The following is a 14,811-nucleotide window of genomic DNA, read 5'->3' on the forward strand; positions in this document are numbered from 1 at the left end:
AGTTGATTGAATAGGTGAGAGCGTTGGAGGGTTGGAGAGTTGGAGAGTTGTAGAGCATGAGTTGGATGATGATTGATAAATGATAATTGATGAATGATTTCTGTACTGCAAAATTAGTGATTTATGAGTTTTTAATGAGAAGAAACTAGAAATTATAGGCAAGTTATTAATTATGAATGATGAATTATAAGTTATGAGTTTAACTCCTACACTTTCAAACTCTACTCCCCTAAATCTCGAATCTCGCCATCCCGAGCCCGAAATGTTCCCGCTCTCTAACCCTCTTACTTTCCAACTCTCTAACCCTAAAACACGAATCCCGCATCCCAAAACTCTCAAACTCTCCCACTCTCAAACCCTCTGACTCACAAACTCAGCTCATCAAATTCAAAAATCTAAAACCGAATTCGTATATTTGGAAGATTAAGAAAATTTATGCTAAAAACATCAGTACAGTTCGAGAAAATTATCAGTCAGTGCCGTGATCTTTTCGGTAAAAAATTACAGGATTATGGTGCAGCATGGAGGGTTTTAAGACCAAGCTCCATTACGGACCAGATTTATATTAAAGTGAACAGAATCCGTACGCTGCAGATGACTGATAAAAAGATGGTGGATGAGAGTGAAGAAGATGAATTTATCGCAATTGTGAATTATTCTATCATAGGACTTATCCAGCTGGAAAAGGGTCTTTCCAATGATTTCAACGAAAATAAAGAAGAAATTTTAGGTCTGTATGACAAATATGCCAATGAAGCAAAGGCTTTGATGGAAAGGAAAAATCATGATTATGGTGAGGCGTGGAGAGACATGAGAATCTCTTCGATTACAGATCTTATTTATCAGAAAGTATTAAGAACTAAGCAGATTGAGGATAATCAGGGAAAAACAATCGTTTCAGAGGGGCTTGATGCCAACTATTTCGATATGCTGAATTATGCTGTCTTCTGTCTGATCAAATTCTCGGAAAAAGAAAATCAATTCGAACCCAAAACTATTTAATATGCTCAAAGGTTTATTACGCTTTATTATTGCTGTTATTTTCATCCTTTCAGGCTTTGTGAAAGCCGTGGATCTGGTAGGTTTTTCTTTCAAAATGGAAGAATATTTTGCTCCTCCGGTTTTCAATATGCCATTTTTAGAAAAGTTTGCTCTGCTGTTTTCGATTATCGTTGTGGTACTGGAGCTTTTCTTAGGATTTATGCTGCTGCTTAAATTAAAGCTTAAATTTACCTTATCCATATTAATTGCGCTTTGTATTTTCTTTGGATTCCTAACCTTTTACTCAGCCTATTTCAATGTGGTAACAGATTGTGGATGCTTTGGAGATGCTATCAAATTTACGCCTTGGCAAAGCTTCCTTAAAGATGTTGTGCTTCTGATAGGATTGATTATTCTTTTTGTCTTATACAGAAAAGATTTCCGTAAAAAAGATGCGTATGGAATTACTCAGAAAGAGTCTTCCAACACATTTAAATACATTCTTTTGGCTGTATTTTCTTTGGGAATGATCTACGTGATGGCACAGGGAATCATGCATGAACCCATCATTGATTTCCGTGATTATAAAATAGGAACAGATATTAAAGCTGAAAAAGGAAAAATTGAGAAAAATCCTTCTGAATATAAGACTTTCTATGCTCTGAAAAATCAGAAAACAGGAGCTGTTGTAAAAGTAAATCAAGATGATTATATCAAAAAAACAGAATACTGGGCAGAGGGTTCTCCATGGAAAATTGAAGAGGGAAAAAATGAATCTGTATTGACTAAAGAAGGCTATAAATCTGAGATTGTAAAATTTAAGATTGAGGATACAACCGGAATGGAAATTACGAATGAGATTATCAATGCTCCAAAAGCTGTTTTGGTATTCTCTTACCATCCAAAAGATGTTCCTGCTGATCTTCTTCAAAAAGTGGAAGCTAAAGTAAATACTCAGAAAGGAGCACTTATCTATGGTATTTCTACCTATCCTAATACATTTAAAACCATTAAAAATGCAATGATGGACGCAACGGCTATCAAAACCATAGCGAGAAGCAACCCATTTGTACTGATTCTTGAAAAAGGAAAAATTATAGACAAGCAGCCTGCAAAGGACTACGTTAATTAATTATAAATGATGAATGATGAATTATAAATGATTGTGGTTACGAGAAATATTTGTATCCAATTATCAATTATCAATTATCAATTATCAATTATCAAATTTAAACACTAAACTTAAACATACAACTCATGCAAAAATCAAATAAATCAATCGCCGGTTATCACTTATTAATGATTCTTTCTTCTGTGGATGGAGAGTTTGCTCCTGAGGAAGGAATGCTGGTACAGCAATACATGGCGGATGAATTTCCATTCAGAATGAATCTTGATAATGAGCTTGAAACACTGGCTCTTCTGCAGCCTGAAGAATGGAAAGATCATTTTGAATTCCATGCAAGATGTTTCCATGAAGATTCTACAGAGGACGAGCGTGTAAAGTTTGTTCAGTTTGCAAAATCACTGATCAAAGCTGATAATAAAGTGACTGAAGAAGAACATACATTCTACGTTCTGCTGAAAAATCTTTGGGGATTGTAGTATAAGATCAAAAATATCATGAAAAGAATTTACTCAGGGGCCTTGGTGAATGCTTTCATGTTCGAACTAAAGGTAATTAGTAAATAATTTTATAGATCATAACTAGGTGGAAAAAGTTTTAATAATTGGTAACGGATTTGATTTAAGGCATTTTCTGCCTACTAAATACAATCATTTTATTTGTATTCTTAGAGAGATTGAAAGTAGTAACATTGTTTCTGATTTTAATTTTGAAAATTTATTTAGTAATCAATTTCAGAAGTATGATTCTTTTTTTTATGAAAAGATTAAAGAATTTTATGAAATAGATGGTTTAAAATTTAAAAAAGATGATCTGAATAAAATTAAAACGAAATTAAGCCAAAATCTTTGGTATAAACATTTCAAATCAATTGATGACTCTCATATTGAGACTTGGATTGATTTTGAGACTGAAATAAATAGAGTTTTAGAAGATATAGTTAACTTGTTTGATAAATTAGATAATAAGATTAAAAATTCTAACAGCTCTTTTAATGGAATATATTATTATGATTACCGTTACAATTCTGAAGATCACTTTGATTCTTCTTTAACAAGGATTTTACTAACTAATTTAGAAATATTTTTACCTTATGATAGTGGTAGATTTTCTTTAAATGATAAATATTGTTTTAAAATTGAGAATGAAGTTCAAATAATTCATAAAAATAAAATATTGAATAATCTTTATTACTCCTTACAAGAATTTACTGGAATTTTTAATGATTATTTTCATTTAATAGTGTCAAAATTCTATGAAAAATTTCGCGAAGAAAAAAAAGATAAATTTTTAAAGCACAATGATGTTAATTTACTTAACTCTGTAGATAAAATTTATTCATTTAATTATACTAAAACTGTTGAAAAATTATATTCAAACAATGGGATTGATTTTCTACATGGTCAAGTAGTTGAAGATTGGAATAATTTAGATGACTTAAAAATTGTATTGGGAGTAGATGATCTAGACCAAAATCTCAAAAAACATAAATTATTTAATTTTACAAAATACTTTCAAAAACTTCATAAACAGACTGATTTCCAGTTTCTACATGATATTGGAGAGATTTCCTCTCATACATTTTATTTTTGGGGCCATTCTCTAGATATCTCAGATAAGGAGTACATTAGAGAAGTTTTTGATCAATTAGATCAATCCAAAAGTAAAATTTTTGCACCTTATATAATAGATACAAGAATTATAATTTTTCATCATTCTATTTCATCCAAAGCTGATTTATTAAATAATCTTTTAAGCATCATAGGAAAAGATGAAATAGAAGGCCTAATGAAACAAAAAAGACTTACTTTCGTACAAGCAACAGAAGATAATTTATTTAATGTAATAAACAATTAGAACTATGAGAAGAAAAATAGTTGCAGGAAACTGGAAAATGAACAAAAATGTAATTGATGCACAACAATTGATGATTCAGTTACTAAGCTATAAAAATAACAATGCTACCAACTGTGAGGTTTGGATTGCTCCGCCTTCATTGTATCTAATGATGGCAAAAGACATCTTTGAAAAGGATGAAATTGGAGTATTTTCTCAGGATATGAGCGAACATGAAAGTGGTGCATATACTGGTGAGATTTCTGCAGATATGCTGGAATCTATTGATGCTACCGGATCTTTAATCGGGCACTCTGAAAGAAGACAATATCATGGAGAAACAGATTCTCACTGTAACAGAAAAGTAAAATTGGCTTTAGATAAAGGTCTTACTCCAATCTATTGTAACGGAGAAACTCTTGAACAAAGAAAAGCAGGACAGCACTTTGAAGTGGTAAAAAATCAGACTGAAGTAGCTCTTTTCACCCTTTCTGCTGAAGAGATCAAAAAAGTAGTGATTGCTTATGAACCGGTTTGGGCTATTGGAACAGGAGAAACGGCAACACCTGAGCAGGCTCAGGAAATCCATGCACATATCAGAAGCATCATTGCTGCTAAATACGGTCAGGAAGTAGCGGATGAAATTTCTATCCTTTACGGAGGTTCTGTGAAGCCGGATAATGCTAAGGAAATCTTCTCTCAGCCAGATATTGATGGAGGTCTTATCGGAGGAGCTGCTTTGAAATTGGAGGATTTCTCTAAGATTATTGAGGGTTTCAACTAAGATCAAAACAAATAAATATACCAGAGGCGGCATCGAAGATACTGGTACGCTGGAAATCAAATTAAAACCCTTGAAATGAGTTTCGTGTGATAACGGCTCTTTTCAGGGGTTTTCTGTTTTGTTATACTTCATAATTACAGCTCAAAACTTCATTTTTTTTTCACTGAATTTCTTAAATGTCGGAAAGATGTCGGAACAAAATCCGATAATAAATTTTTGAAATTGCTCGTATATTATGAAATTAATTTTATTTAACCAAATTTTAACGCATGATAATTTGCGTATTTTTCAAATTTTTTGTATCTTTGCACCCCTCAAAAAGCATGAGGTTATACTAACATTTAAATCATTTTAATTTATGCTAAAGACAAAATTTTTTGTCAGACACAAGTCTGGCGAAGTAATTACGCCTATTTATGTGCGTGTAAGTAATGGTCGAGCGTTCGACCTAAAAGTTGCAACTAAAGAAACCTGTATTGCTTCCCATTGGGATGGTGATAATGGCATGATGAAGGAGAAATTTTTCGTTGAGCAAAAAGGTAAATTAGTTGAGAAAAGAGACGCTAAGGCAAGAGCTTTATTTGTTGAGAACAGGAAAGTAAATGAAAGGCTTCAAGACTTGGCTAAAAAGATTGATAAAGCCTTTAAGGAAGCGGAAGGAGTTAAATTTAATACAGAATGGTTAAAAGCTGTAATTAACCCAGCCATTGTAGAGGAAAATACAATTCCTGATGATTTTGTTTCATTCTGTCCTGTATTTATTGAGCAAAAGAAGCATGAAATCTCCAAAGGTTACACTATTAAAGTAAACTGTCTAAAAAGGATTATCGTGGAATTTTTAAAGCATAGTAAAAAGAAGACTTTGAAATTCGGAGAAATTAATTTGAAATTCAAGGTGGATTTTGAGAAGTACTGCTATGAAGTGATGAGATATTCCGTTAACTATACTTCGACGAACCTAAGACTACTACGTATTATTGCCTACCATGCTGAAAGAAATGGGATTAGGCTTCATTCTCAAATTAAGCTAGTCAAGTCAAAAGAAGAAAAGACAATTTTTCAAATTTTAACTCCGGCGGAACTAGAAGTTATTGAAAAGCACAATTTTGAAGATGCTGAATTAGATAATATCAGAGATTGGCTATTAATTTCAGCATACAGTGGTCAAAGAATTTCAGATTTTATGAGGTTTAATGTACAAATGCTCAATAAAGAAAAACTTGAAAATGAGCAAGAAAGTTATTTCTTGAACTTTATTCAAGATAAAACAGATCATGTGCTACATTTACCTGTTCACCCAAAGATTTTGGAGATACTTAACAAACGAGGTTTTCAATTTCCACCAAAATATGACGAAGATAGTTACAATAAATTGGTAAAAACAGTTTGTAGAGACGCTGGAATTACCGAAATGTGTTACGGAGGAATTGAAAAAAAGAGAAGGAAAGTTTATGCTAACTATCCGAAGCACGAGCTTGTAACGAGCCACATTGGAAGAAGGAGTTTTGCGAGTAATAACTACGGTAAGATACCAACTCCACTATTAATGGTGGCAACAGGACACAAAAGTGAAGCTATGTTTTTGAGATATATCGGAAAAGTAGACCAACAACAATCTCATGCCTTAGCCAATTATTTTTTTAACTAATATAAAAACAATATGAATAAACTATTAGAAAACCCGCTTTTAAAGCACAATTTATTGTCAATTGATAAGTTTGTGTGCAGGTGCGGAAATCTTGGATTTTTGCACCCTAAAATGAGCTTAGAAATAACCTTTTTTGACTGCAACGAAGAAGTAGAAATTTTGGAACAAGAATATGACGGGAATAATCCTTTTCATGTGTACTTTGTCAATTATGATAAGGTACTACCAATTTTTGACTTCGGAATGTTCTATAATGCTATTACGCCCATTTTTTCAGATTTGGCGCATGGCTTTAGAGAAGAATTGAGAAATTACTTACTAACTATTAACGATTTAAAAACAAAACGACAAACTGCCTATGAAATAAAATTACATTTTATTAGTATTGGTGAGATTTTATCTTCACTTGAAAACCTTAATCCAATCCAAAAAGAGGTAATTGATTACTTTTTAGCTCAATACAATGAAGAAATTAAGCATTTGGATAAATTATGTGTACAATATTCCGAGCCATTTTCAAGCGATTCTAACGTGTCAAATGATGAAATACTATTATCTGTTATCGAAAGGATTGTAGGCGAGAGAACGGTGGATTTAACGGTTAAAATAGACTCTTTGGAAGAAAGATTGTTGCCTGAACTTTTATCAATCAAAGAAGCTGCTGATTTCTTAGGGGTGGGTGAAACTACTTTTTGGAGAATGAGAAAAGCGGGATTGATTCCAGAGTATATGCTTGGAGCGCAAGTGTATTTTAAACCGCATGAGATTGTAGACTGTCTCGTGAGAACGAATTAACCTACCTGCAAAGTAGGATTTTCTGCCCTACTGAACAAAACACCTAAGAATTTTATTGAACGATTTTAAGCATTGGCAACGCCTGTGCCGGTTGTTGCTTTCGCTTGAAGTCAATTATTAACTTTTCCCCATTTCAATAGACTTGGGGAGCAAAACTATTTATATGAAAAAGAAAAAGAAAACAAAAAAGTCGAATAAAGCTTTACAAGACAGAGTTAGGATTAAAAATCTTGCTTTAATACCTTCATCTATAAGGAATTATATTGATACAATGGTAAAGGTTTATCCTCCCAAACTAAAATATAAATGCAAGATTGAATTTTTTTACTATATCATTATAACGATTATCAAAAGGCAAAATACCTTTGAGAATAAAGCAGATAGAAATATTCCTGTTGCTCTTTATACCGATATTTTGAAAGGGATTGTGTCTGATTATAGCGGGTACTTAAATTGGCTTGTTGAAATGGAGGTTGTTGAGTTGGCTGTAAATTATTCTGTTGGTCATCATTCAAATAAATATTGCTTCACAGATTTTATTTTAATGTCCTTTGAAAAAGTGCCTGAACTTGAAAAAGTTGAAATGAAAGTGTTAGAATCTGATAAAATAATTGTTGAAAGGTCAATTCAGGATTCTGATATTTATAAGGAGAATCAACATCTTTTGAAGTGGTTTAATGATAAATTAGAAATAGATTTTGACGGTGCGTTGAATTTTATTGATGATTATATCAATGAGAAATACACTTATGTAAGTGGAGATTATAGAATTTCTATTATTGAACCTGAAAAAGTTGCCTGTAAACGAATGCATTGGATTAATCATATTTCAAAACTTCATCATAAAGTTTTTACTGCAACCCGAAATGAGGAAAGTGATTTTAGATTGCATACCGTATTAACGAATTTCAAGAAAATATTTAAGCCTTTTGTAACGTATGACAGCAAAAAATTGGTTGCATTTGATTTGAAAAATTCACAACCGTATTTTCTCGTCTATCTCATATCTAATCTGAGTAGTAATAGGAGTAGGTATGTAGTTGGATTATGTAGAAAGGTATATGGAATTAGACTATGTACCTTTATGTTGCCGATTTTGAAAGAAACCCTTTCCAGTAAGGGGTTTGCAGAAGAATTTTCTCAATTTCAAAAATGGGTACTTGAAGGTAAATTATATGAGAATTTAGCATTGATTTTGAAACCTGAAAAATGCTTTACAGGCGGATTTACAAATGTTGTTTTCATTAAGGAATTAAAAAGTAAGCATCCCGTTTCCTTTGGTACGGAAAGAGAACTTCTAAAATCCGTTTTTATAAGAGCCCTTTTCTGTAAGAATGATTCAACAGACGAATATTATCTCAAATTAAAAGAGAAGCTACCAAACTTTATGGCTGTACTTGAAATTTTAAAAAGTGAGGATAATGCACATTTATCGAGACTTCTTCAAAATATAGAATCGCACTGCATCATTGATTATGTGACTAAAAAAATTGCAAAAGAGCACCCTGAAATGCCACTTTTTACAATTCATGATTCAATTGCTACAACAATTGATTTTGAAGCGGTTTTAGGTGAGCTTATGGTGAGGTATGTTGAAGAATTTACAGGTTTTAAACCGAAAGTAGCTAAAGAAAGTTGGGATTTTGAACCTTGCACCGGAGAAGAAACCGCAACTAAACGATTAATTAAATAGAAGATATGAGAAAGAAATATATTGTAGATAAAAAAGTAATACAGGATTTTGAAAATGAGATTGGATTTACCATAAAATCAGACTATACAATTGTATTGTATGACAAAAAAGACGGCTCAATAATGGGTGAAGTGTATAATCCGTTTGGAAACTGCTTAGAGTTAGACTTTAATCCAGAGTATGATTTCAAATCCGAACATATAGAAACATTTTTAGAAAAATTCCTAGAAAATGAAAATGATACTGTATGGAATAATCATATCCCACATTTAATGAATCTTACTCTAACCGATGAAAACGAGTCCAAATGGGGAGATAGAATGGCATATATTTATTTGAATTGAATAATGTAGCAGTATTATGTCTTACAGCCTAGTTGTATTTAAGATTTTAAAGGACTAACTTCTATAAAAAAGACAGGCTAATCAAAGCCTGTCTTTTTTATAGATTTTAAAAATCATACCCAATCCTAAAACTTAAATTAGGAACTACCTGAAGTGAATAGTCAGATCTTAAAATTTTTCCCACTCCTAATCCTAATTGAAGTTCATAATTGAAATTTTTTGCAAAATTTCTTCTTAATCCCCATGTGGGAATTAATGAAATCATAGGATTTACTTCTATTCCGTCAACATTTGAAATAACAAACCAATCAGGGACAAATCCAAATTTTGCAGAAAGATAGTTTGCAGAATTATACTTAGTATTCTTGTTTTCATTATTCCTTTGATTGATATTGTAGTACCATTTCGGAGTTACGGAAAAAGCAGGTACTAATGCAAAACCTGTTTTAGAGTACAAATCTCCTCCCCAAATCCCCGCAGTTAAATCAATCTCACTTCTAAGTATAAATTGTTCAGAAAGATTGGCTTCATTATAGACATTTGCACCAAAAAGTCCAGCTTGAACTCCAAAGAATGATTTTTTTATTGATGATTTTTCTTGCGAATACATTAGGGTTACAGTAAATACTAATAAAATTAGAAATATTTTTTTCATCATACTATTTTTTATAAAATTCATAATTCCCAGTGAGATTACCTTTTGTCCATTTACCATTCATGGATTTATCATTTAAATATCCTGAAAAACTTAATCCAGCTTTTGTATTTGCATCAAATTTACCACTAATCATTACGTATCCTGATATACTTTCAGAGATATTGGAAGTAGTATAATATATCGTTCCTTCAATGTTACCTGTATCAGATACGTAAAATTTTATTTCGCCAGATAAATCTCCATTAAAGTTTCCGACGTAATTCCCTTGATATTTAGAGTTCGATTGTAATCTTAAATTCTCATCTGAAATACAAGATGTAAGTGCAAGGAAAAATACAAGAAAAAAATATTTCATAGTCTTTTTTAATTAGCGTTAAGTTTTACTCCGTGCCAAGCTCCATTTTTCTTAGCTATTCCATACATGCTAACTGCTACAGCATCAGGTTTTGCAAAATTCCACTTATAGCTTGTTACAGCAACTCCATTCCCTGTTCCTCCTCCAAAAGTGTAAGTAACCTGAGGAGAAGCAATTCCAAAATCGAAAACTCTTTCAATAACATCTTGGTTGTTTTCTATTTGGCTAAAATCGTAATAGCGTACGTATGATGCACTAAATGAATCTACAACAAAAAGAACTCTATTTAGCTTTTTGTTTTGCCCTTCAATAAAATTATTTGCCTGTTTCCATGCAGTTTCCCAGAACAACTTATCCAATTTTTCTTCTGTAAGACCAGTAACATCGACCGTAAACTGAATAAGTCCATCTAATTTAGAAGCAAATGGTAACGACGGAATGTTTTGGTTTTTTGAAAAAGTAAAGGAAATACCGTCGGATGTGCTGTACATATTGCTACCAAACCAGTATGCTTGCTTAGGAACTCCTGCAGGAGCACTCATATTCATTGAATGATTAAAAGTCCATTTAACTGAATTAACGCCTATACCTAGTTGATCTGCATTTTCTTTTCTCCATAATCCAGTCCATCCTTTATATTGATGTTTGACCTTGCAACCTATCGCATAAACAAGATATAAATTCTGTGAATAGAATTTAACTTTAACTCTTCTTCTGCTTTCATACTTATCATATGTTGTCCATGTTTTTCCAAAAATATTTCCTAACCATGGCTTTTTAACTTCACCAATTGGCAGTTTTTCAACTATTGAAGCTATTGAAGGCTCTTGAGGAGCAGTGGGAGGTCTAAAACCACCATTATTACCACTTGTGCTACCGCCACCAGTAAAACCACCAGTGCCTCCACTTCTTCTAGGTACAGATGATCTAAAATAGCTAATTTTATTATCAGTATTTGGTAAAGTGATCAATTCATCATTTGCTTTATCAGAGATGAAACTATCTCTTGTAGATGTTTCAGTTGGAACTAGAAGATCAGAAGATATTTTTCTAACTTCAAGATAATTTTCGAGCCTGGAATAATTTTCTTCTGTTGTAACAAATAATCCAACATCAGTATATTTGTATATTTTATCTGCAACTTGTATTTCAGCCTTTCCATTTAGCATAGCAGAGTATACTTCATCACCTACAATTTCTTCAAGATCATCTATATCATCATAAATGTCTTCGTCAGAAACCGAAGCTGTCTTCATGGCACTAGATGATTTTTTTTCTAAATATTCTATCTTTCTAGATTTTAATTCAGAAATAACTTTATTTTCATTTTTTTGAGTAATGACTGGAACTAAAGATTCAATTCCTTTCTCGTCAATAAAATTTTGAACTGATTCAAGGTTCTCTTTTTTTAAATTTTTGTAAGTAGCAGATAATGATTCTTTGTTCGGGAAATACAATCTTCCATTTTTTACAGTCGCTTGATCAATTACATTAGTTTTATCAGATAATGTGTCGGTAAGTTCTTCACGACAAGAAGTTGTAAAAGCTAATAGGCTAAAAATAGCTATTTTAAATAGATTTAAATTTTTCATTTTTTCAAAATAACTTTATCCCATTTGTACTTTATATACAAATAGAATTTTAATATAATTTTTATTGTTAATTTTATTATTAAAATTTGTAGCCTGTATGTTTTTTAGCAGATAATTACCAAGCTCGAAATTATCTGCTCTTAAATTTAAGAGTTTCATCATTTTTGTTTTTTTGCAAATTTAAAAATTAAATTATTCGAGACAAATTTTTCACATTAAAAAGATTTATTGAAGCACATTTTCTCATCTTAACTGGTACAAATATATTTTACCTTAACGACAAAGAATGTCGTGATATAAATCAGTTTTGAAATATTTATTATTTTTCTTTCTTGAAATCCTTTTTTAGTGAATTGATTGTGAGTTTCAACCCTTGTATTAGGAAATAAGAAACTCCGACATACAAAATGAGACATGCGGACAGTATCAAAATAAGCGATACATCATCCCAAATACTGTATCGTTTAAATTCAAATGATTCAAATGGTGGAATACACACTCTCTGAAATTGCAACATCATTTTGCTGTATCAAAAGGGTTTTCATTTGCCTTCATAAAAACGCTTCCCATCCTTTTATATTTGAGATTTTTACCTTTTACGCACAAATCATAAAGTCCGTTTCCTTTCTGCTCCGAAATACGCAAGAAAACAACATCTTTTTCCTCGCAATCATTATCTATTGCAACGTGTTTTCTAAGGTCTTCAATCGTTGCATCAACTTTTTTCAAAAAAGATTGGATTTTCTTGTCGGGAGCTGGTTCTTGATAATTTGCAGGTAAATCACACTTTTTATCTTTCTGTGTGTCCTGTGCGAAATAAAGTGTTGGCAACGCCAATGCAAGGGTAAATAGTAATTTTTTCATGTTGTTATTCTTTTATAAATTCTGTAATACTGTTTCCGTTATCAAAGTTGAGTTTTGTTGCTGTTACTTTCTTGAATTTGAAAGTTTGAGCAACACCTCCGTTAGCAAGAGTAAAAGTAAATTCCGTATCGCTTGATGTTTGAGAATATCCTCCATTATCAGCAATGTATTTGTAGCTCTGTGAATAGCCACCCATAGACATAACAATATCTCCGTTTGAAAACGTATAGGATTGATAGGCTGTACCGCCTAAATAACTCGTCCATTTCCCGATAATCCATGCAGGAGGGTTGATTTTGTTATTGTTTACAGTTGTAGGGTTGGTTGTCTGTTCGTCATTATCGGACGATGAACACGAAAATAATGGCAATACCGCCAATGAAAGTGTAAAAATCAATTTTTTCATAATGATATATTTTGAATTGTTTTAATCTAAATCTTTGTATGTCTTGTAAACTCTTTTGGTCTTGTCAACAAGCATAAATGTTTTGTAGTCTGCATAATAGTAGGCAAACAGGATTTCGTTATAGAAGAAATGAAATGTGTTGTTTTTGAATATAACTTGGTCGAAAGGTAATTTTATTGAACGACTGCCATAGTAATAAGTTATCATACCGTCACCGACAGTATCATTACTGTACCTTCTTATGAAATTGACGTAGATTTCGCAATCCGATTCGTGTTCGTTGAATACCTTACCTGTATCATAATCAAGTTCGTAGTATTTTTCATACGTGCGTTGTCCTTTAATAAGGTCGATGTAACCGTCTTTTTCAGAGGTTTTTACTGAATATTGCGCATTGAATAATGCGAATGAGAAGAAGAAAAGAGGAATTGATAATTTTTGCCATTTATTAAGGCTTCTTACGGTGTCTGTGGAAAATAAAATACCCATTTCTATTAATTTTTATGCTTGATTTTTAAGCAAAAAAATAAGCGTGAGCTAATTCACGCTTTGGTAGTAAAGGTATTTGGCGTAACCCGACAAACACAAAGCAGAACGCCCACGCCATTGGTGGGTGTTACTTGTATCTGCTTCGGTTTGCCTTAAAAATCGCCAAATTTCTTACTAGCAAAGCAAATAAGTCTAACACTTATTTTCTCGTTGATGTCTTCTAAAATAGCTTTCGCTTTTTAGATAAAATTTTCTATATCAATAATTAAACCGTTTTAAATTTCATGAACTGCAAAAATGATGAAAAATTCCGATACATCCTTACGGATTTTGAAAATTTCTTTTATATGTATCGGAAGAGTACCCATATTAGTCTTAGGGGGAGGGTGTAAGACGAGTTTTTGCCATACCCCCACCTGTTAAAGTTTGGGCAAAAGTTTTCAGACGGTCTAAAAACCTCAACACTTTTTTTGAACATTTTTAGACTGTAACCCAAAGTTAGAACAGGTTTCAAGAGATTTTCTACGGATTCAAAATATTATTGCTATTTCATTGAATATCACCCTATTTTTATAACATTTGGCACAATTTTCGACTACTATAAACCAACAAAAAACCCCGTCAATACTGAGAATATTGAGCGGGGATGTGTAAAATTTTAACGTGTAATTAAAACTTATCTACAATGACAAAGTTACAAAATTGTTTGGAGGACTTCCAAATCTATGTCGGTACTTATGGCAAGTACAATTCTGGAAGCATTTACGGAGAATGGCTTCAATTATCAAACTATTCAAGTTATGACGAACTTTTAGAAGCTATGCGGGAACTACACCAAGACGAGCAAGAACCCGAATTTATGTTTCAGGACTATGAATGTAGTCAGTTCTTTATCAAACAAAAGCTAATCAGCGAATGCCATCTTTCAGCAAAAATTTACGAAATAGCCGAAGAGATCAATAACTCAGATTATGATTTTGAGGTTATAGAAGCCTATGCAGAGTGCATGAGTTATTATCATAAGGACGTAAGCGACCTATTAGAAAACCTTTCAGATTCTTATTATGGTGAGTACAGTTCAGATGAAGATTTTGCGCAGGAAATTTTAGAGCAGCACGGCTCAATTCCTGAAAACTTGCCCTCTTACATTTACATTGATTGGGAAGCAACCGCCAGACATTTGATGTATGATTATATGAGCTCTAACGGATATTACTTCCGAAACTAATCACAATAACAA

General features: G+C 32.2%; 16 protein-coding genes. 10 read left to right on the forward strand and 6 right to left on the reverse strand.

The genetic code is table 11. The features are described from left to right. Positions 1–435: 435 nt before the first annotated feature. From ACM6F9_RS17385 to ACM6F9_RS17425, 9 genes are all read left to right on the forward strand, one after another. On the forward strand, positions 436–1,002 hold the full coding sequence (locus ACM6F9_RS17385) for a DUF1599 domain-containing protein (protein WP_414846881.1): 567 nt from the start codon (positions 436–438) through the stop codon (positions 1,000–1,002). A 1-nt stretch (position 1,003) separates the two neighbouring features. After that, positions 1,004–2,113: a BT_3928 family protein gene (locus ACM6F9_RS17390; protein ID WP_414846882.1), complete on the forward strand. Its 1,110-nt coding sequence runs from the start codon at positions 1,004–1,006 to the stop codon at positions 2,111–2,113. Between the two features lie 125 nt (positions 2,114–2,238). Then, positions 2,239–2,586: a TerB family tellurite resistance protein gene (locus tag ACM6F9_RS17395; RefSeq protein ID WP_034692300.1), complete on the forward strand. Its 348-nt coding sequence runs from the start codon at positions 2,239–2,241 to the stop codon at positions 2,584–2,586. 106 nt (positions 2,587–2,692) lie between these two features. Further along, positions 2,693–3,964 carry an AbiH family protein gene (locus ACM6F9_RS17400; RefSeq protein WP_414846883.1) on the forward strand — a complete coding sequence of 424 codons (1,272 nt, stop codon included), beginning with the start codon at positions 2,693–2,695 and terminating at the stop codon, positions 3,962–3,964. Positions 3,965–3,968: 4 nt separating this feature from the next. Beyond that, a complete protein-coding gene (gene tpiA / locus ACM6F9_RS17405; RefSeq protein ID WP_414846884.1) occupies positions 3,969–4,727 on the forward strand; it encodes a triose-phosphate isomerase in 759 nt (252 codons plus the stop codon). Between the two features lie 358 nt (positions 4,728–5,085). Further along, a complete protein-coding gene (locus tag ACM6F9_RS17410; protein WP_414846885.1) occupies positions 5,086–6,375 on the forward strand; it encodes a phage integrase SAM-like domain-containing protein in 1,290 nt (429 codons plus the stop codon). Between the two features lie 12 nt (positions 6,376–6,387). Next, positions 6,388–7,170 carry a helix-turn-helix domain-containing protein gene (locus ACM6F9_RS17415; RefSeq protein WP_414846886.1) on the forward strand — a complete coding sequence of 261 codons (783 nt, stop codon included), beginning with the start codon at positions 6,388–6,390 and terminating at the stop codon, positions 7,168–7,170. A gap of 163 nt (positions 7,171–7,333) precedes the next feature. Then, positions 7,334–8,863, forward strand: coding sequence for a hypothetical protein (locus ACM6F9_RS17420; protein ID WP_414846887.1), 1,530 nt, complete (start codon positions 7,334–7,336; stop codon positions 8,861–8,863). Positions 8,864–8,868: 5 nt separating this feature from the next. Next, complete coding sequence (locus tag ACM6F9_RS17425) at positions 8,869–9,207, forward strand: hypothetical protein (RefSeq protein WP_414846888.1); 339 nt, start codon at positions 8,869–8,871, stop codon at positions 9,205–9,207. Between the two features lie 106 nt (positions 9,208–9,313). Here the strand turns inward: ACM6F9_RS17425 and ACM6F9_RS17430 are convergent, their stop codons facing one another. The 6 genes from ACM6F9_RS17430 to ACM6F9_RS17455 all read right to left on the reverse strand — a co-directional run bounded on the left by ACM6F9_RS17430 (position 9,314) and on the right by ACM6F9_RS17455 (position 13,571). Next, positions 9,314–9,862, reverse strand: coding sequence for a hypothetical protein (locus tag ACM6F9_RS17430; protein ID WP_414846889.1), 549 nt, complete (start codon positions 9,860–9,862; stop codon positions 9,314–9,316). Positions 9,863–9,866: 4 nt separating this feature from the next. Further along, positions 9,867–10,220 carry a polymer-forming cytoskeletal protein gene (locus ACM6F9_RS17435; protein ID WP_343643326.1) on the reverse strand — a complete coding sequence of 118 codons (354 nt, stop codon included), beginning with the start codon at positions 10,218–10,220 and terminating at the stop codon, positions 9,867–9,869. An 8-nt stretch (positions 10,221–10,228) separates the two neighbouring features. Beyond that, complete coding sequence (locus ACM6F9_RS17440) at positions 10,229–11,812, reverse strand: hypothetical protein (RefSeq protein ID WP_414846890.1); 1,584 nt, start codon at positions 11,810–11,812, stop codon at positions 10,229–10,231. A 516-nt stretch (positions 11,813–12,328) separates the two neighbouring features. Beyond that, positions 12,329–12,676, reverse strand: coding sequence for a hypothetical protein (locus ACM6F9_RS17445; protein WP_414846891.1), 348 nt, complete (start codon positions 12,674–12,676; stop codon positions 12,329–12,331). A gap of 4 nt (positions 12,677–12,680) precedes the next feature. Continuing rightward, positions 12,681–13,082 carry a hypothetical protein gene (locus tag ACM6F9_RS17450; RefSeq protein ID WP_414846892.1) on the reverse strand — a complete coding sequence of 134 codons (402 nt, stop codon included), beginning with the start codon at positions 13,080–13,082 and terminating at the stop codon, positions 12,681–12,683. A gap of 21 nt (positions 13,083–13,103) precedes the next feature. Then, positions 13,104–13,571: a hypothetical protein gene (locus tag ACM6F9_RS17455; RefSeq protein WP_414846893.1), complete on the reverse strand. Its 468-nt coding sequence runs from the start codon at positions 13,569–13,571 to the stop codon at positions 13,104–13,106. 706 nt (positions 13,572–14,277) lie between these two features. Between ACM6F9_RS17455 and ACM6F9_RS17460 the strand changes: the two genes are divergently transcribed. Beyond that, positions 14,278–14,799: an antirestriction protein ArdA gene (locus ACM6F9_RS17460; protein WP_414846894.1), complete on the forward strand. Its 522-nt coding sequence runs from the start codon at positions 14,278–14,280 to the stop codon at positions 14,797–14,799. Positions 14,800–14,811: the final 12 nt, after the last annotated feature.

Origin of the sequence: Chryseobacterium sp. IT-36CA2 (assembly GCF_949767875.1) — a bacterium.
Classification (GTDB): domain Bacteria; phylum Bacteroidota; class Bacteroidia; order Flavobacteriales; family Weeksellaceae; genus Chryseobacterium.